25 protein-coding genes are annotated in these 14,381 nt (G+C 64.5%); 14 read left to right on the forward strand and 11 right to left on the reverse strand.

From position 1 onward, the window contains the following. Positions 1-21: 21 nt before the first annotated feature. The 3 genes from C8J24_RS14885 to C8J24_RS17635 are packed head-to-tail and all read right to left on the reverse strand — an operon-like array spanning position 22 to position 853. Positions 22-504, reverse strand: coding sequence for a hypothetical protein (locus C8J24_RS14885; protein ID WP_107933598.1), 483 nt, complete (start codon positions 502-504; stop codon positions 22-24). Beyond that, positions 501-695 (reverse strand): hypothetical protein, encoded by a 195-nt coding sequence (locus C8J24_RS14890; protein ID WP_107933600.1) that lies wholly within the window; start codon positions 693-695, stop codon positions 501-503. Before C8J24_RS14890 ends, C8J24_RS14885 begins: the two co-directional genes overlap by 4 nt. Then, positions 692-853, reverse strand: a complete 162-nt coding sequence (locus C8J24_RS17635) for a hypothetical protein (RefSeq protein ID WP_167396777.1) — start codon at positions 851-853, stop codon at positions 692-694. The genes C8J24_RS14890 and C8J24_RS17635 overlap by 4 nt, the downstream gene beginning before the upstream one ends. Before the next feature lie 311 nt (positions 854-1,164). Between C8J24_RS17635 and C8J24_RS14895 the strand changes: the two genes are divergently transcribed. After that, complete coding sequence (locus C8J24_RS14895; RefSeq protein WP_107933602.1) at positions 1,165-1,431, forward strand: hypothetical protein; 267 nt, start codon at positions 1,165-1,167, stop codon at positions 1,429-1,431. Between the two features lie 57 nt (positions 1,432-1,488). Here C8J24_RS14895 and C8J24_RS14900 read toward each other — a convergent pair whose 3' ends face one another. Further along, the gene (locus tag C8J24_RS14900) at positions 1,489-1,716 is read right to left on the reverse strand and encodes a carph-isopro domain-containing protein (protein WP_107933604.1); all 228 of its coding nucleotides are present in this window, start codon (positions 1,714-1,716) and stop codon (positions 1,489-1,491) included. A 9-nt stretch (positions 1,717-1,725) separates the two neighbouring features. Between C8J24_RS14900 and C8J24_RS14905 the strand changes: the two genes are divergently transcribed. From C8J24_RS14905 to C8J24_RS17400, 9 genes are all read left to right on the forward strand, one after another. Then, positions 1,726-2,574, forward strand: a complete 849-nt coding sequence (locus C8J24_RS14905) for a S24 family peptidase (RefSeq protein ID WP_167396778.1) — start codon at positions 1,726-1,728, stop codon at positions 2,572-2,574. A 301-nt stretch (positions 2,575-2,875) separates the two neighbouring features. Next, positions 2,876-3,244: a DUF968 domain-containing protein gene (locus C8J24_RS14915; RefSeq protein ID WP_244180759.1), complete on the forward strand. Its 369-nt coding sequence runs from the start codon at positions 2,876-2,878 to the stop codon at positions 3,242-3,244. Further along, entirely contained in the window at positions 3,241-3,702 is a 462-nt protein-coding gene (locus C8J24_RS14920) for a hypothetical protein (protein WP_107933609.1), read from the forward strand. The genes C8J24_RS14915 and C8J24_RS14920 overlap by 4 nt, the downstream gene beginning before the upstream one ends. After that, the gene (locus tag C8J24_RS14925; protein ID WP_107933611.1) at positions 3,699-3,989 is read left to right on the forward strand and encodes a hypothetical protein; all 291 of its coding nucleotides are present in this window, start codon (positions 3,699-3,701) and stop codon (positions 3,987-3,989) included. Before C8J24_RS14920 ends, C8J24_RS14925 begins: the two co-directional genes overlap by 4 nt. Further along, on the forward strand, positions 3,979-4,323 hold the full coding sequence (locus C8J24_RS14930) for an HU family DNA-binding protein (protein WP_037527992.1): 345 nt from the start codon (positions 3,979-3,981) through the stop codon (positions 4,321-4,323). The genes C8J24_RS14925 and C8J24_RS14930 overlap by 11 nt, the downstream gene beginning before the upstream one ends. Further along, positions 4,320-4,454: a hypothetical protein gene (locus tag C8J24_RS17990; RefSeq protein WP_277352413.1), complete on the forward strand. Its 135-nt coding sequence runs from the start codon at positions 4,320-4,322 to the stop codon at positions 4,452-4,454. Before C8J24_RS14930 ends, C8J24_RS17990 begins: the two co-directional genes overlap by 4 nt. Beyond that, positions 4,451-4,705, forward strand: coding sequence for a hypothetical protein (locus C8J24_RS14935; protein ID WP_107933613.1), 255 nt, complete (start codon positions 4,451-4,453; stop codon positions 4,703-4,705). The genes C8J24_RS17990 and C8J24_RS14935 overlap by 4 nt, the downstream gene beginning before the upstream one ends. Before the next feature lie 41 nt (positions 4,706-4,746). Continuing rightward, on the forward strand, positions 4,747-4,941 hold the full coding sequence (locus C8J24_RS14940) for a hypothetical protein (RefSeq protein WP_146163705.1): 195 nt from the start codon (positions 4,747-4,749) through the stop codon (positions 4,939-4,941). A gap of 6 nt (positions 4,942-4,947) precedes the next feature. Then, on the forward strand, positions 4,948-5,139 hold the full coding sequence (locus C8J24_RS17400) for a hypothetical protein (RefSeq protein ID WP_146163706.1): 192 nt from the start codon (positions 4,948-4,950) through the stop codon (positions 5,137-5,139). 235 nt (positions 5,140-5,374) lie between these two features. Here the strand turns inward: C8J24_RS17400 and C8J24_RS14950 are convergent, their stop codons facing one another. Then, a complete protein-coding gene (locus tag C8J24_RS14950) occupies positions 5,375-5,596 on the reverse strand; it encodes a hypothetical protein (RefSeq protein WP_146163707.1) in 222 nt (73 codons plus the stop codon). Positions 5,597-5,928: 332 nt separating this feature from the next. Then, positions 5,929-6,171: a hypothetical protein gene (locus C8J24_RS14955; RefSeq protein ID WP_107933619.1), complete on the reverse strand. Its 243-nt coding sequence runs from the start codon at positions 6,169-6,171 to the stop codon at positions 5,929-5,931. Positions 6,172-6,445: 274 nt separating this feature from the next. On the opposite strand from C8J24_RS14955, the gene C8J24_RS14960 reads away from it, so the two are divergent. The 3 genes from C8J24_RS14960 (at position 6,446) to C8J24_RS17640 (ending at position 8,125) form a co-directional block, all read left to right on the forward strand. Next, entirely contained in the window at positions 6,446-6,676 is a 231-nt protein-coding gene (locus C8J24_RS14960) for a hypothetical protein (RefSeq protein WP_146163708.1), read from the forward strand. Continuing rightward, the gene (locus C8J24_RS14965) at positions 6,666-7,673 is read left to right on the forward strand and encodes a site-specific integrase (protein ID WP_146163709.1); all 1,008 of its coding nucleotides are present in this window, start codon (positions 6,666-6,668) and stop codon (positions 7,671-7,673) included. The genes C8J24_RS14960 and C8J24_RS14965 overlap by 11 nt, the downstream gene beginning before the upstream one ends. Before the next feature lie 206 nt (positions 7,674-7,879). Next, complete coding sequence (locus C8J24_RS17640; protein WP_167396779.1) at positions 7,880-8,125, forward strand: GIY-YIG nuclease family protein; 246 nt, start codon at positions 7,880-7,882, stop codon at positions 8,123-8,125. 55 nt (positions 8,126-8,180) lie between these two features. Here the strand turns inward: C8J24_RS17640 and C8J24_RS14975 are convergent, their stop codons facing one another. The 5 genes from C8J24_RS14975 to C8J24_RS14995 all read right to left on the reverse strand — a co-directional run bounded on the left by C8J24_RS14975 (position 8,181) and on the right by C8J24_RS14995 (position 13,233). Beyond that, complete coding sequence (locus tag C8J24_RS14975) at positions 8,181-9,443, reverse strand: N-succinylarginine dihydrolase (RefSeq protein WP_107933627.1); 1,263 nt, start codon at positions 9,441-9,443, stop codon at positions 8,181-8,183. Continuing rightward, positions 9,443-10,486 carry an arginine N-succinyltransferase gene (locus C8J24_RS14980; protein WP_107933629.1) on the reverse strand — a complete coding sequence of 348 codons (1,044 nt, stop codon included), beginning with the start codon at positions 10,484-10,486 and terminating at the stop codon, positions 9,443-9,445. Before C8J24_RS14980 ends, C8J24_RS14975 begins: the two co-directional genes overlap by 1 nt. 10 nt (positions 10,487-10,496) lie before the next feature. Beyond that, positions 10,497-11,702 (reverse strand): hydrolase, encoded by a 1,206-nt coding sequence (locus C8J24_RS14985; protein ID WP_107933631.1) that lies wholly within the window; start codon positions 11,700-11,702, stop codon positions 10,497-10,499. Between the two features lie 38 nt (positions 11,703-11,740). Continuing rightward, positions 11,741-12,655: a DUF481 domain-containing protein gene (locus tag C8J24_RS14990; protein WP_107933633.1), complete on the reverse strand. Its 915-nt coding sequence runs from the start codon at positions 12,653-12,655 to the stop codon at positions 11,741-11,743. 83 nt (positions 12,656-12,738) lie between these two features. Further along, a complete protein-coding gene (locus C8J24_RS14995) occupies positions 12,739-13,233 on the reverse strand; it encodes an RNA pyrophosphohydrolase (RefSeq protein ID WP_031396547.1) in 495 nt (164 codons plus the stop codon). Between the two features lie 215 nt (positions 13,234-13,448). Between C8J24_RS14995 and C8J24_RS15000 the strand changes: the two genes are divergently transcribed. After that, on the forward strand, positions 13,449-14,378 hold the full coding sequence (locus C8J24_RS15000) for a histone deacetylase family protein (protein ID WP_107934273.1): 930 nt from the start codon (positions 13,449-13,451) through the stop codon (positions 14,376-14,378). Positions 14,379-14,381: the final 3 nt, after the last annotated feature.

Consider the following 14,381-nt stretch of genomic DNA (forward strand, 5'->3'; position numbering starts at 1 on the left):
TCCGCGTGTTATTCGTTGTCTTCAGGCGACCGCAGAGAGCGGTTGACGGAGCTCGGTGCATCGTTGGAGCCAGCGAGCGGACGCGCCGTGAAGGTCGCGCATCAGCTTCTCGCCGGCGAGGTATTCCTGGGGGACGATCGTGCGCCCGCCGGGGCCGTTCGGGTGCTCGGACTCGTTCAGCATGACCAGCACGCGCGCTATAAGCAGGCCGCAGTCGTCCGCGTCGCAAACCGCATCCTCGTCGACGAGGCGCTTGCCCTTTGCCCGCAGCCAATCGTCAAGCACCGTCGGCTCAATATCCATGACCCGGTCGAGCACCTCGATCGAGGGCATGGAGCCTTGAAGCTGCTTGTCGAGGGCCTGGGTGGAAAGGTCGACCGCATCGGCGAACCGGCCCTTGCCACCCGCGTTGTCTATGCCGCGCGAGACGCCGCGCATGATCTTGGCATGCAACTGGGCTTTCGTGAGTCGTTCCGCATTTGCAACGACAGTTGGGCCGGTCATCGACCATTCTCCTGCGCATGGAAACTGAGACTCTGATCACCGCCCCGAAGGCCGTTCGCCTTGCCGTGGCGCGCGCGCTGCTCGAGCATCGCAACCTCGTGGCGGCAGCAGAGGTCGATGCCCCAGAGCAGCACGGCCGAGCCAGCCGTGATGATGATCACCATCGCGACGATGGACCAGTGGTCCGTCACAGGACGTTCCCTTCGGCGTCGCAGACTACCGCGCCGTATGCCGCCGCATCCCTGCCGGAAAACAGCGACTGGATGAAACGGTGACGCTGCCAGACCGCATGGGCATGGCCCAGCAGGAAGCACGCAGCACACGCGATGCAGATCATGATGATGTTCATGCAGCTTTCCGATTACGGGAGGGAGAAACCGACTGCTGGCATTCCCGAACCGCAATTGCGGCTCGGCTACCGCAGGCGCTGCAGTGCGTGACGTCGAGGACCGGTGCCTCGATGTACGAAGGATCCGATGCAGCATGGAAACCGAACCGCTGCGCGCCGATCGCGATGATCGCGGTCGCCGCGCCAGCGACGCGGGACAGCTCCATAGAGGGGAGGGTGAGAAGCATCTATTCAAGCCCTCCGGGGAAGCTTGCGGCCTCCCCGGTCTCGGCTACGGTGTTGGTGCGAACAACCACCGGAGACCTTAAATCATGGCAGGCACGTACCCGTACTTCGCAGACGAGAGAGTTATTCTCGATAACGCGGATCACAGCAACGCCGTCTTCCGACGGTGCGAACTCATCTACGCCGGGGGCGAGCTTAAGCTTGACGGCGCTCTTTTCTTCGACTGCGGTATATCGTTCGAGGGCAATGGCGAACGGGCTCGCGATCTCCAGGAAGCTATTTTCGCCAGTCTGTACGAGCAAGGCTACAGGAGTTTGGCGCTCAACCCGGACGGGACCTACTTCACCGGGTAAGCGACGGGGAGGTCCGCCCTTTAATGGGCGGAACTCTACCGTGTCGGACCGGACCATCTACGCCGCCTCCTGCTGGCCAGCCTGGGCACCAAAAGGGAAAACCACGTCATGGGCGGTTATGAGATGCCCAGCGGCGCGGACCTTCTCGATCACCATCGGCTGCTTGGTCGATGGGATCCGACGCGCCGTCTTCCAACTCTGGACCGTTGATGGCGGCTCGCCGATCATGTCAGCTACTGCGCGAGTGCCGCCGAGCCGGGCGAAAAGGTCTGTATCGCTGGTCATAGAAGCATGATGTACGAAATAATCGCACGCAAAGCAACGACTTTTTCGCGCATACACGATGCGAATTTTTCGCTTTGTGACGGGATGCCCAACTCAGCATTGAACCTGAAGGCGCTCCGTAACCGGACCGTCCCCAAGATCGCATCTCGCGCGGTAGCCGATGAGCTTGGAATACCGCAGTCGACCTATGCCTCAATGGAAGACCCGTCGAAGAACAAGAAGCCGTTCCTGTCGCTTCAGATCGCAAAACAGCTTGCCCCGATATTCGCCGCCCGCGGCGTCAGTGAAGCTGAGACACTGAAACTGGCTGGCGTCACCGGCGAGCTGACGGAACAATTCCGAACAGCTGCGCCAGCGTCGCCGCCAACAGTTGACGATGAAGAGTGGGTATCCGTCACCGGGTCTGTGCAGGCCGGTATATGGCGAGAGCAGTCAGACTGGAGTGCCGCTGAACGGTACGACGTTAAGTTTGGCCCGTCCGTGCGGCCCGGCGCCGATCGCTTCGGTCTTCGGATGGAAGGGCTCTCTATGAATAAGACGATCCTCCCGGGATCGGACCTTGAGTGCTACCGGATCGGGAAGGGCGGCATCAGGGCCGTTCCTGGCACGCTTGTGATAGTCGCGCGAAACGCCCACGACCTTGTAGAATTGACCTGCAAGCGGCTCGACATGGTCGATGATAAGTGGGTTTTGCGCTGTGAGAGCACGGAGGCCGAGTTTCAGGACATGATCCCAATCGGAAAGCCGGACGAAGGCATGTTCACCGACGACGAGATACGCGTGGTGGGGGTCGTCGCCTCCGCGAAACAAGATTTAGCGCCGCCAGGCTTCGGAACGAGGCGCTATCGAAACATCTAAGTGTGCGAAAAAATCGTTGACGTGTACGAACTAGTCGCACATATGTAGCCCAACAGGCCATCCCGGCTTGTTGGGAGACGATCGTGGCCGAGCAGGCTTCCACAGATTGGATCGAGTGCGATGGGGCAGGGTGCCCTGTCTCGGATCTTGCACGTGTCCATGTGCAGTTTCGGTTCGATCGTGACCGCGAAACAGCGGAGCTGGCGAACCCCGCCATCGGCGTTCCGGCGCATGTCTACAGCGACTGCTGGATCCATCAGGGGGCCAAGTCTGACATCGTAGCTTGCCGGGTGGTCGCGTAATGACCTTGCCCGCTCGAATCCCGAAGAAGGCCAAGCGCGCAAGCCGCTGGATGTCGAAGCGCCACCGGACGTTCGTAGCCGGCTTTGCTTGCTGCAAATGCGGTTCGATGAAGTCGGTTGAGGCCGCGCACGTTCGCATCGGGTCCAATGCGGGCATGGGGCAGAAGCCGGATGACTGGCGCACTGTAAGCCTCTGCGCGGCTTGTCACAGGGGGCCGCGCGCCGACGCGCAGCACTCCATGGGTGAGCGATCGTTCTGGGCTGGCATCGATTACGAACGCCTTATCGCCGAGTTCACTCAGGCCAGCCCGGTCAAGTCAGAGATCCTGACGGTGCAGGCTGAGCGCGCACTGGGCATCGCAGCATGACGGGCCCGGGCATGACGCACGATCCGGACCTTGATTCCGCAATCACCGAGTTCCGCTATGTCGCGCAGCGCTTGCGCACGCTCGACCAGCAGATGCTGACGGCCGCAGTCGATCGGTACAAGCACTTCGCCGCGATCAAGCACGAGCGCGCCGAGCTGTGGGCGAACCTGCGGGGCAAGGCTGAGAAGCTGCAGCTTGTGCCCGAGGACCACCACCTCGGCGCGCGCGCACTGCTGCTGGTCACGGAAGTCGCGTGGATCCTCCATGCCCGCAACCGTCGCAAGCCGACCCCTGCGATGATCAAGGCGATGGTGCGCGACATGGGCGAACTCGCCAAGCGCGACCGCGTCGAGGCAGAGGCCGACAAGGTCGAGACGGAATTTCGCATGCGGACCCTCGCTGTCCGCGTCTCGGCTGCGCAGGCGATCACTCGTCATATCGATTTGAGCGCCGCATGACGCAGGCCATCACCCCCTCGTCGCTGTGGCAGGGCACCCCGCATCCGACCTCGCGCTGGACGGTCCAGCAGATTGGCGCACTCATGAAGGAGGGGCGGGATCCGGTCTCGGTGCCGACCGCCACTGTTCTTCGTCGCCCGCGGGAAAACCCTGACGATTGGACCATGCCGCCCAAGGCCGTCGAGCTCGTCCTGCCGCGGCTCAGGCTCAAGCACGACGGAAAGCGCGCCCAAGTGATCACGCCCGCAGGGGCAATCCAGTGGATGGACATCGTTCGTGGTCGATAAGCACATCATCGCCGCCATCGCAGAATCGGGGATTGCTGCCGATGATGCGCAGGACATGGCCGAACGCGTGTTTGGTGCCGTCCTGTCGTCACTGGCAGCTGGTCGGACGGTCCAGATCCCCGGCGTGTGCCGGCTAAGGGCGCCCCGTAAGCCCGCATGGGTACCCGGCACCTTGAAGCGCCAGGCCGTCGAGCAGCGCAAGGTCGGCATCGTGCATCCCGCGATCATCGAGAAGGGCGCGCCTTACGACGTCGCTAAGCCGATCGATCCGCAGGTTTCCAGCCACGCATGGGGGCAGGCGATCCGCGCCGCGGCCGAAGGGCAGGGGCAGTGAGCTACCTCGATCCCGCTGGCGCGGCCACGCACGCACCTTTTCCCCCAATCCCCGATCTGATGGACGTCGTCTCTGCGGAGATCCTGATCGACCTGATGATCGCCATCCTCACCCTTGGAGATCGCCCGTGACCTGCAACCTCCTCATGTACGGCGCCGGCTTGGCATGCCTCGGCGCGATCGCGATCATCGCGGCCGTCATCTTCGTCGAATCTCTCTATCACCGCTGGCCCCAGATCATGACCGCCCTGCGCGGCAACGATCGGCCCGGCTTCGTGCCCCTCTCCCCGACTGCCTCGGTCCTGCCCCTCAGGACGTCCGTTCCCAAGCTGCCGTCCGTTGAGGCCGGGCCGCAGCCAACCCATTCCGTAAGCGCCGCATGAAGCCCCTCGCTCGCCGCTTAACCTCTGCGAAAGGTCCCTCCATGGCTGCCGAACCCATGCGCTCTGACGTCCCGCGTACCGACTGGCCCGAGGCGGTCAAAGCACAGGTCCAGATCTGGCAGGGCGTTGCGGCTGCGGCCTCACATATCGCGCACGCCCGCCGCACGATGTTCCTTGCCTATGTCGCTGAGGGCTTCGCGGAAGCGCAGGCGCTCGAACTCATCAAGACGATGTGATCGGGCGTGAAGATGCACAGCCAGATCGGCCGCAACTCAGCCGGGCCCCGCGAGAGCCAGCGCGTGCTCGACCAAGCCGAAGTTTTCGGCCGCCGCGACCGCATCATGCAGCAACCGCCATCCGCCGAGCGCAGCGCCGCCCTGACCACCATCCGCGCCCAGCTGCGCAGCATTGATCGGAGAGTTTCCTGTGGCTGATGTTGCCGAAAGAACGAACGACGTGGCCCAGGCCGTGCTCGAGGGCAGCATCCGCACCGCGCGCGCGCTGATCCCGAGTAGCGTCGCCGGTGAGAGCCGAGAATGCGGCGATCGAGCAGCAAATACTGGCAGCGTGGGCCCGGAGAATAATAAACGTACTGCGAAGGCCGTTGCAGGCCGCCGTACCGTCACACTGTTTCGAAAAGATCGCGGCACGATACTGTGGCGGAGATACTCAGCCCGGAATGCCCCAGTTGGCATCCTCGTTAGCGGCCTTGGCCGTTCGAACCAGATGCTCGACGTAGTTCTGAAAAACCGGAACTGTAAACGTGACGAGCGTCGGTTCGCCCTGTGGCTCTTTGAACGTCAGGACGACGAACCGGCTGCCTTCCTCGTCAAGTACGAGCCCGGCCTCCATCGCACCAGTGCCGCTGGGAGTTATGATCGTCGCTGCCATGGTAGTGCCTCTCTGGTCGTCCAAGGAGCGGCTCTAGCGCAGCGGAACAGCCGCGTCAGCGTGCGTCGAGCGTTACGCTGCGTCCGCAGCCGTTTGCGACGCACCGCGATCATTGGCAGCGATAACTGCTTTAGTCACGGATACGACACGAGCTGTAACACCTCGCGCCTCCGTCCTGCGATATTCCAGCTACAGTGCAATCAAAGAAAACATGGCGACCTCGAGACTAGTCTTGCTGGATGGCCGGACAGGCTAGGCTCATGTGACGGCTCGCGAGGCACTTCAAATGCGTTTAATCAAATCGACGTTGCGCCAATCGAGAGCGCACATTGTCACCCCACCACGGGAATGTCGTCAATCAGAGCGGCGAGCGATCCGTCTTTGAAGGTGTGCGGTCGCACAATTCTATCAGGAAGGGAGATTTTTAGATGGCGCCGGTCAATCGGTTTCATAGCCCGAACCTTTTGGGCCATTAATAGCAACGACCCCTCGAACAAAAGCTCGTTTCCTTCGTCGTCTTTTTGCGCTGCTGGCATCCGCACCAATGTTGCGGCCTCGGTCCACGGGAAGTCCATTTATTGCATTCCTAAAAACGTCCCGCGCCCGGTCATCATACCACTCCGGCGCCACTATGCCATTGATCTTATGAAGGATCGAAGACGGCATATTGCGCCCATGAACACTCAGCACCGTAGCACGCTGCGCCTCAGCGCGTGCAGTTGACATGGTGCGCTTATCGCCCCGGAGGGCGGGCCTCTTTCCTGCCACCCAAAAACCCTCGCCGCTGGGTCCCGCAACCGCTGGTCTCGCCGTGAAAGCTCAATTCACAGATCAGGAAGGACAGAACCGATGAGCGCAGCTCCGTATTGGCCGCGCATGCTCAAGCGGGCGAACGCCGCGAAATACTGCGAGCTTACGCCGCAGCAGTTCGACGCGGAGGTGTTCGCCGGCCGGCTGCCGGGGTCGGTTGCGATGTCGGGCGGGCCGCGTTGGGATCGCGCCGCACTCGACGCGAGCCTCGACGAGATGTCGGGTGGGGTCAACGACTGGCGGAAGGATCAGCCGGGCCTTGCCGCATGACCTGCCTAAATATGTGAAGCGGGTTCGGTCGAAGGGCCGAGAGTACCTGTATTTCGACACCGGCAAAGTGGTCGATGGCAAGCGGCTGATGACGCGCCTGCCGCCGCTGCGGTCAATGGAGTTCGGGGGCAGCTACGCGGCGCTGATGGGCCACCGCAACCGGAAGACGAAGGCGATCCTCGTCACGGTCCCGGTTCTCGTCGACATGTACCAGCGCGGGGCCGCCTACGGCGCGTTGGCACCGTCGTCGCGCAAGCTGTACGACATCTACCTTCGCCGCCTCGAACGCGCGCTGCCGACCGCCCCGGTCAACGGGATAACCCGCGGCGACATGCGGACGGTGCTGGACAAGATGGCCGCAACGCCGGGCGCCGCAAACGCATTTCTGAGGACGAGCGGCGCGCTGTTCGCCTGGGCTGTCGATCGCGAACACATAGCAAAGAACCCGTGCGATGGAATCATGATGATGGAGGGGGGCGAGCACGAGCCTTGGCCGCAGCATGTGCTGCGCGCGGTTCTCGCCGCTGAAGACCCCACGGTGCGCCTGCTCGCGCATCTGCTCTACTACACCGCGCAGCGCCTCGGCGACGTGCTTAGAATGACCTGGTCGGATGTTGCTACCGATCGCGTCGAGGTCCGCCAAGACAAGACGAAGAAGCGGCTAAGCATCCCGGTCCATAGCGCGCTGAGCGCGGAGCTTGCGAAGCACGAGCGGGTGGAGGGCGCGATATGCCGGACGCCGCGCGGCGCGCCGCTGCGGGACGACAACGCTCGCAAGATGCTTAAGGCTTTCTCGGCCGCTGCCGGCGCTCCCAGCGTACCGCACGGCCTGCGCAAAAACGCCGTGATCGCGCTGCTCGAGGCCGGATGCTCAACCGCCGAGACCGCATCGGTCAGCGGCCAATCGCTGCAGATGGTCGAGCATTACGCTCGACAGCGCAACCAGTCGACGCTTGCCGATGCCGCCCTTGCGCGGTGGGAGGTCGCTGGGAAATGAGACGAGCGCCAGCTTATGTCTCGCGAAAGACCGCAAAGGGCCGCGTCTATTATTACTTTTGCCCGCCCAACCGGAGCGCCTCAGGGCGGCCGATCTACATACCGCTACCAGACATCGATAGCCCCGAGTTCTCGCCAGAACTGGCCCGCCTGAACGCGCTTCACCCCAGAGTTCGAAAGACCCCGGAATGGTCGGTGGGCGCCTCGATGATATATTTCATCGGTAGCGACATCGGCGCGATCAAAATCGGACGCGCCATCAGGCCGAAGGTGCGCCTGCGCCAACTCCAGTCAGGCTCGCCGATACCGCTCATGATCTTGGCGACCACGCCAGGCGGCGTCGACGAGGAGAAGGCCTATCATGACCGCTTCCGCAAGCAGCGCATCAGGGGCGAATGGTTCGAGCGATCGGCCGAGCTATTGGCCGAGATCCGTCGGCTGAACGAAACGTGACCTTACAAACAGTGGAAAACTCTGCTCGCGACTCACGCAATTCCGCCATCTCGGGTTATCTGTCAATTAACCCGACAAGGTCGAGGGCCTCGAGCAAGGCACGATGCGCTGCCTCGATCCGAGCGACGAGCGCCGCGTCGCCAATCGCATTCGCGTCGATCGTCTCGGGCCAGTGCTCGGTGACGAGGCCGGCGATACCGTCGAGGCTGGCGTGATCGACGAGGAAGCGGGGATCAACCGTCCGGGGATCGGCGACGACCCGCAGGCGCAGGCAGGCGGGGCCGCCGCCATTGGCCATCGATTCGCGGACGTCGACGATCTCGAGCGCGCGGATCGGTCCGTTGCCCGCGACATGCTCGCCCAGCCAGCGCCAGACCGGTGCGTTGCTGCGCGCTTCCTCGGGCAGGATCAGTGTCATGCCCGCGGCGCGCGAGACGAGCTGCGCGTTGAACAGATAGGAGCTGACTGCATCTTCGAGGCTGACGCGGGCGCTGGGCACCTCGACGATCTCGACCGAGGGCATCAGCCGTCGCAAATCTTCATAGAAGCGGTCGGCGTCGGCAAAGGCCTGCTCGTGCGTGAACAAAACGGTTTCGTTCGCAACGGCGACCACGTCGTTGTGGAACGCGCCTGCCGCGATCGCCGCATCCGACTGGCGGACGAACAGGGTCCGCGCGGGGTCGAGCCCGTGCCGGCGCGCGATCGCCTCGCTGGCCTCGCGGTGCTGACGCGCGGGGAACGGGCCGCCGGCTTCGCCATAGACGAAGATCTCGACGCCCGGTGCGCCGTGGGCTTCGCACAATCGCATGTGGTTTGCCGCGCCCTCGTCGCCGAACGGCAGCGGGACGGGCGGGTGCACCGCAAAGGCCGGGTCGGCGAAGGCGATACGCAGCTGCGCGAGCGTTGCTGGCCATTCGTGGCTGCGGTGCGGCATCGTGCCGAGGTTCGCGACGCTCAGGTGGCAGCGCCCGTCCGCGGTATCAGGGGCGGGCGATACGGTCGCGGCATTGGCCGCCCACATCGCCGAGGCCGACATCGCCTGCGCCTGCAGATGCCTTGGTGCGTCCGCATACCGGGTCTCGAGCGAATCGAGCCAGCGATGATCGGGGCGGGGGTGGGGGAGGAGGATCCCCTGCACCAACCCGAGGTCGAGGTTCGCGCGCATCTTCGCGATTCCCTGCAGCGCGGCGGCGCGGGGCCGTGCGACAGCGCCCGCATTACGGGTCGCGGCCAGATTGCCGGGGCTCAGCCCTGCGTAATTGTGACTGGGACCGATCAGGCCGTCGAAGTTGATCTCGACCAGGTTGGCGCTGCGCATCAGAGGCGCGCCACGTGGAGGACGGATGCGCCTTCGCTGACGTCCAGCGCCGCTGCGCAGCCTCGCGAGAGGGCGATGCCATCGGCCACCGGGCGGATATCGCCGAACGCGCACCGGAAGTCGGCCAGCGTGCCCGTCGCGACCAGCGCTTCGGTCGTGGTGTCGCTGGCGGGCGGAGTGTCGGCGATCGTCACGACCTGGGCCGTGCGCGCATCCGCAATCGATCGGACCTTGTCGGTGCGTGCGGTCATCGTCGGTCCGCCGTCGAAGATGTCGACATAATTTTCGAACGCGAACCCCTCATTCTCGAGCATCCGCATCGCCGCCCGGCCGGAGGGGTGCGGCAAGCCGATCGCCGCGCGTGCGCTCTCGGACAGCATCGCGGTGTAGATCGGGTGCTTGGGCATCAGATCGGCGATGAACTGATGCCCGTTGATCGCATTGAACTGATCGGCGTCCTGGAAATTCATCCCGAAGAACCGGCCCGCCAGACCATCCCAGAACGGCGAACCACCCGCCTCGTCGATGATCCCGCGAAGTTCGGCCAGGATCCGGTCGGCGAACCGGGCGCGATGCGCCTTGATGAAGAGATAGCGGCTGCGCGCCAGCAACAGGCCCAGCCCGCCGGCCCGCTCGCCCGGATGCAGGAACAGGCCGCCGACCTCGCTCGAACCCTCAAGATCGGTGGCAAGGCTCAGCATGTCGGCGCGGAAGGTTCGCGAAAGCTCGCGGCTGTGCTGCGTCAGCGTGCCGATCCGGTAGCTGTAGAAGGGCCAGCTCTGACCGACATGCGTGAACAGCTGGCACGTCCCCCGGACCTCCCCCGTCGCGCAATTCTCGAGGACCAGGACGAACAGTTCGTCGCTGACCACGCCGTCCTCGCCGGGCGCGGTCCGTGAAAAGGCGGCATGGCTGCGTTCGAGCTTGGCGCGCAGCGCGCGGCGATCGGGGGGCAGGTTGGTAAAGCCCCCGCCGGTCAGCTTGGCCATCTCGTACAAGGGCTGGAGGTCGCTATCGACCGCCGCGCGGATCCGGAAACTCACAGATGCGTCCTCATAAGCCGTTCTCGCAGATTCGCAGGATGGTGACCGCGGACAGCGCCGCCCGCTCGGTCAGACTCTCGGGGATCATGAATTCGTCCGGCGAATGGATCGCGCCGCCGCGGACCCCCATGGTGTCGACGACCGGGACGCCGGCCGCCGCGATGTTGTTGCCGTCGCACACGCCCCCGGTCGCTTTCCAGGCGATGTCCAAGCCCAGGTCCGCGCCGATCGCCTTGACCAGCGCGAACAAGTCCGCGGCCCCCGTATCGATCGGCTTGGGCGGACGATTAAACCCGCCATGGACTGCAATCTGGACGTCATGCTTGGCCGCCACCGCCGCGACGACGGCGTCGATATGCGCGCGGGCCTGGGTGATGTCCTCGCGCGTCGCCGGGCGGAAGTTGATGCGCAGCACGGCGACGTCGGGAACGACGTTGTTGGGACCACCGCCATCGATCCTTGCGGGATTGACGGACAGCCCGGGCCTGCGGACCTTTGACAGCCGGACCGCGATATCGGCGGCCGCAACCAGCGCGTTGCGGCCCTCCTCGGGATTGCGGCCGGCGTGTGCGCTCCGGCCGCGGACGGTGATCGAGAAATTGCCCGTGCCACCGCGTGCGCCGGCCAGCGTGCCGTCGGCAAGCGCCGGCTCGTAGGTCAGCGCTGCAATCTTCCCTTGCGCCGCGCGAGCGAGCAGGGCGGCAGACGAGAAGGAGCCGGTCTCCTCGTCCGAGTTGATCACCACGTCATAGCCGATCCGTCGACCCAGCGGGCTGGCCTCGATCGTCTTGAGCGCGGCCAGCATCACCGCAAGCCCGCCCTTCATGTCGGCGACGCCGGGTCCGTTGATCGTGCCATCCGGCAGATTCCGCAATGTCTGGAACATGTGGTCGCGCGGATAGACCGTGTCCATGTGACCGGTGAACAGCATCCGCATCGCGGCATCCGGGCGAACGCGAAGATGGAGATGCCGGCCGTGGTCCAGCGGGTTTACGGTGCCATCGATCGCGACGCTATCGGCCGGTTCGGGCTCGACGAGTGTGATATCGCCGGGAAGACACGAAAACGCGTCGGCGAGCAGCCCCGCCATCGTCGCCAGCCCCTCAAGGTTGCGCGTGCCGCTGTTGACCGCGGCCCAGCGCTCCACCTGCTGCAGCATCGCGGCCGCATCAAGCCTGGCGACCGCGCCTGTTTCGTCGTGCGAAAGTCCTCTCATTCCCCGACTCTAGCCTCGCGCGGCGCGGGGGGGAACCGTCAGAAGCTGTAAACCAGCGCGGCGCGGCTGGTCGTGTCGGTCGTCATCGATCCCGCCGGCGGTTCGCTTTCATATTGAACGGCATAGGACAGCGAAGCCGATAGCGGACCGATCAGTTTCGCGGTCAGTGAGGTGGTCCCGCCAAGCGTGCTGTTGAACCGCTGGACATAGGCGGACGCAACCTGGGTAACCGACAGGCCGTTGGTGATCCGCCAGCTGAAATTCAGCGTCCCGCGCCCGGCGATCGCGCTCTGGTTCGTGTTGTCCGTGAAGTCGGTGTTCCGATATGCCGGCCCCAATTCGAGATCGAGCTTGGTCCTCGCCGATTTCAACACGCTGTACCCGCCGCCGACCGAGACCGAATAGCGGTTGTTATAGCCGAGGAACCGATCCCCTTCATACTGCGCAGCGCCATAGATATAGGCGCGGTCGTCGATCTTGTAATTGGGCTCGTAGGACGCGAGGTAATGCTCTCGAACGGCGACATTCTGGTTTTCCTGGTAATCCGCCTGGGCGTGGAATTTCTGACGCCAGCGCAGGCCTTCGCGGGTCAGGTCGACGACCACAGTACCGCCGGCCGTGTCCGAATTGCCGGTCGTGAGATAGCCGCCGACTTCGGCGCGGCCGCTCCAGAGGTCGAGGAAGCTGGCCTGACGGATGACCTGCGTGCGTTGGGCGGCGCGATCGGCCTTCCATTTTTCCGCGATTGCCAGGACCGCGTCGCCGCTGAGCGGGTCGGCCGCGCGCGCATATTTGACGATCGTCGAGACATCGCTCTCGTTACCCGCATCGAGTGCGGCATCGAGCATCGCCCGGATATTCTCGGGAATCATCACGGTCTGGGCGATGGCGGCCGCGGGGGACAATGCCGTCACCAGGAGGCCGGCGAGAAGCGGGAGACGGAAACAGCGCATAATCGGGTCAAAATCGCGACAGGAGGAGGGGCTGGATCGGCACACAGGGTTCCGTAGCGTCACCATGCCGCGTTGGGAACGGTTCAGCGCGGTCCGCTTGCGCCGAGATGTGGCGCGAAGGCGGCAAGTACCTCCTCGTAGAGGCGCTTCTTGAACGGGACGATCACTGCCGGGAGTTCGGCGGGGTCGATCCAGCGCCAGGCATCGAATTCCGCATGCTCGGTGTCGATCGCGATATCCCCGTCATCGCCGTGGAAGCGGTAGAGGAACCAGCGCTGCCGCTGGCCCCGCCAACGACCCTTCCAGACCTTGCCGAGAAGTTCGGGGGGAAGATCGTAGACGAACTCGCCCGGGGCCTGCGCGATCAGCGTGACCTTGTCGGGTGAGACGCCGGTTTCTTCGCCCAGTTCGCGAAGGGCCGCGGTCTCCGGGTCCTCGCCGGGGTCGATCCCGCCCTGCGGCATCTGCCACGCGTCGAGCGTCGAGTCGCTGCGGCGGCCGACGAACACCCGGCCCGCTCCGTTGATCAGCATGATGCCCGCGCAGGGACGATAGGGCAGGGTGGTCGGATCGGACATCCCTACCCATTCGGGTGTTTCCTGACCGTCTGCAAGCCCGAAGACGGTCGAGCCGCGCCACGCGATCATGCATCCTCCGAAAGGACTCCGCGTTGAGCGAAGGACATGGTGGTGGCGTATGATAGGAGCAGGGGGATGAGGCGGACCTTGGTGAAGTGGCGGGGTTTGTCCGCGCCGTCGGCGATCGGCGCGGATCAATCGTCCGGTCGGTCGCGATGATCCATGTCGTCCACCATCCCGATTATGTGACCCCGGCGCCCGCCCGGTCGACCTATCGCTGGAACAAGAATGGGCTCATCCGCGATCTGCTGCGCGCGCATGGCAGCGCGGTTGCCTGGCACGAGCCGCGCGCGACGCCGCGCGAATGGCTCGAGGCGGTCCATGAGCCGGACTATGTCGCCGAGGTTCTCGAAGCCCGCGTGCCGCCCTTGAAGGAACGCAGGATCGGCTTTCCGGTCAGCGCCGCCGTTGCCCGCCGCGCCGCGATCGTTCCCGACGGCACCTGGGTCGCTGCGGTGCTTGCGCTGCGCCACGGCTTTGCCGCCAACACCGCGGGCGGCAGTCACCATGCGCTTGCCGATACGGGTGCGGGCTATTGCGTGTTCAACGATCTCGCCGTTGCTGCGGTCCGCTTGATCGAGGAGGGCAGTGTCGAGCGGGTCTTGGTGGTCGATTGCGACGTCCATCAGGGCGATGGCACAGCCGCGCTGCTCGCGGGCCGTCCGGGAATCGCCACCTATTCTATCCATGCGGACAAGAATTTTCCGGTTCGAAAAGCGCAGTCGACGCTCGACGTACCGCTGCCTGACGGCGTCGACGATGACCGGTATCTGGCGACGCTGGAAGAGACGCTGGTCCCGCTGCTCGACTCCTTCGGCGCCGACCTGATCCTGTATCAGGCGGGAGTGGATCCCTTTGCAGGAGACCGGCTCGGCCGGCTGTCGCTGACGCTCGACGGACTGGTACGACGCGAACGCCTGATCGCGCGGCTGGCGATCGAGCGCGGCATCCCGCTCGCGAGCACCGTCGGCGGCGGCTATGGCGACGATGCGCTCGCCATTGCCGAGCGCCATGTCACTGCGATCATGACACTTGGTGCGGCATTCGAGGATGCCAAGGGAACCGCAACGGCCTCCAAAGTGTAGCAG

The organism is Sphingomonas aerolata (assembly GCF_003046295.1).
GTDB lineage: Bacteria > Pseudomonadota > Alphaproteobacteria > Sphingomonadales > Sphingomonadaceae > Sphingomonas > Sphingomonas aerolata.

Bases quoted from the DNA above. Each gene is read 5' to 3' on its own strand.
- C8J24_RS14885 (WP_107933598.1), bottom strand. From the start codon at position 504: ATGACCGGCCCAACTGTCGTTGCAAATGCGGAACGACTCACGAAAGCC.
- C8J24_RS17635 (WP_167396777.1), bottom strand. From the start codon at position 853: ATGAACATCATCATGATCTGCATCGCGTGTGCTGCGTGCTTCCTGCTG.
- C8J24_RS14895 (WP_107933602.1), top strand. From the start codon at position 1,165: ATGGCAGGCACGTACCCGTACTTCGCAGACGAGAGAGTTATTCTCGAT.
- C8J24_RS14900 (WP_107933604.1), bottom strand. From the start codon at position 1,716: ATGACCAGCGATACAGACCTTTTCGCCCGGCTCGGCGGCACTCGCGCA.
- C8J24_RS14905 (WP_167396778.1), top strand. From the start codon at position 1,726: ATGTACGAAATAATCGCACGCAAAGCAACGACTTTTTCGCGCATACAC.
- C8J24_RS14915 (WP_244180759.1), top strand. From the start codon at position 2,876: ATGACCTTGCCCGCTCGAATCCCGAAGAAGGCCAAGCGCGCAAGCCGC.
- C8J24_RS14920 (WP_107933609.1), top strand. From the start codon at position 3,241: ATGACGGGCCCGGGCATGACGCACGATCCGGACCTTGATTCCGCAATC.
- C8J24_RS14925 (WP_107933611.1), top strand. From the start codon at position 3,699: ATGACGCAGGCCATCACCCCCTCGTCGCTGTGGCAGGGCACCCCGCAT.
- C8J24_RS14940 (WP_146163705.1), top strand. From the start codon at position 4,747: ATGGCTGCCGAACCCATGCGCTCTGACGTCCCGCGTACCGACTGGCCC.
- C8J24_RS14950 (WP_146163707.1), bottom strand. From the start codon at position 5,596: ATGGCAGCGACGATCATAACTCCCAGCGGCACTGGTGCGATGGAGGCC.
- C8J24_RS14955 (WP_107933619.1), bottom strand. From the start codon at position 6,171: ATGGACTTCCCGTGGACCGAGGCCGCAACATTGGTGCGGATGCCAGCA.
- C8J24_RS14960 (WP_146163708.1), top strand. From the start codon at position 6,446: ATGAGCGCAGCTCCGTATTGGCCGCGCATGCTCAAGCGGGCGAACGCC.
- C8J24_RS17640 (WP_167396779.1), top strand. From the start codon at position 7,880: ATGATATATTTCATCGGTAGCGACATCGGCGCGATCAAAATCGGACGC.
- C8J24_RS14975 (WP_107933627.1), bottom strand. From the start codon at position 9,443: ATGCGCAGCGCCAACCTGGTCGAGATCAACTTCGACGGCCTGATCGGT.
- C8J24_RS14985 (WP_107933631.1), bottom strand. From the start codon at position 11,702: ATGAGAGGACTTTCGCACGACGAAACAGGCGCGGTCGCCAGGCTTGAT.
- C8J24_RS14990 (WP_107933633.1), bottom strand. From the start codon at position 12,655: ATGCGCTGTTTCCGTCTCCCGCTTCTCGCCGGCCTCCTGGTGACGGCA.
- C8J24_RS14995 (WP_031396547.1), bottom strand. From the start codon at position 13,233: ATGTCCGATCCGACCACCCTGCCCTATCGTCCCTGCGCGGGCATCATG.
- C8J24_RS15000 (WP_107934273.1), top strand. From the start codon at position 13,449: ATGATCCATGTCGTCCACCATCCCGATTATGTGACCCCGGCGCCCGCC.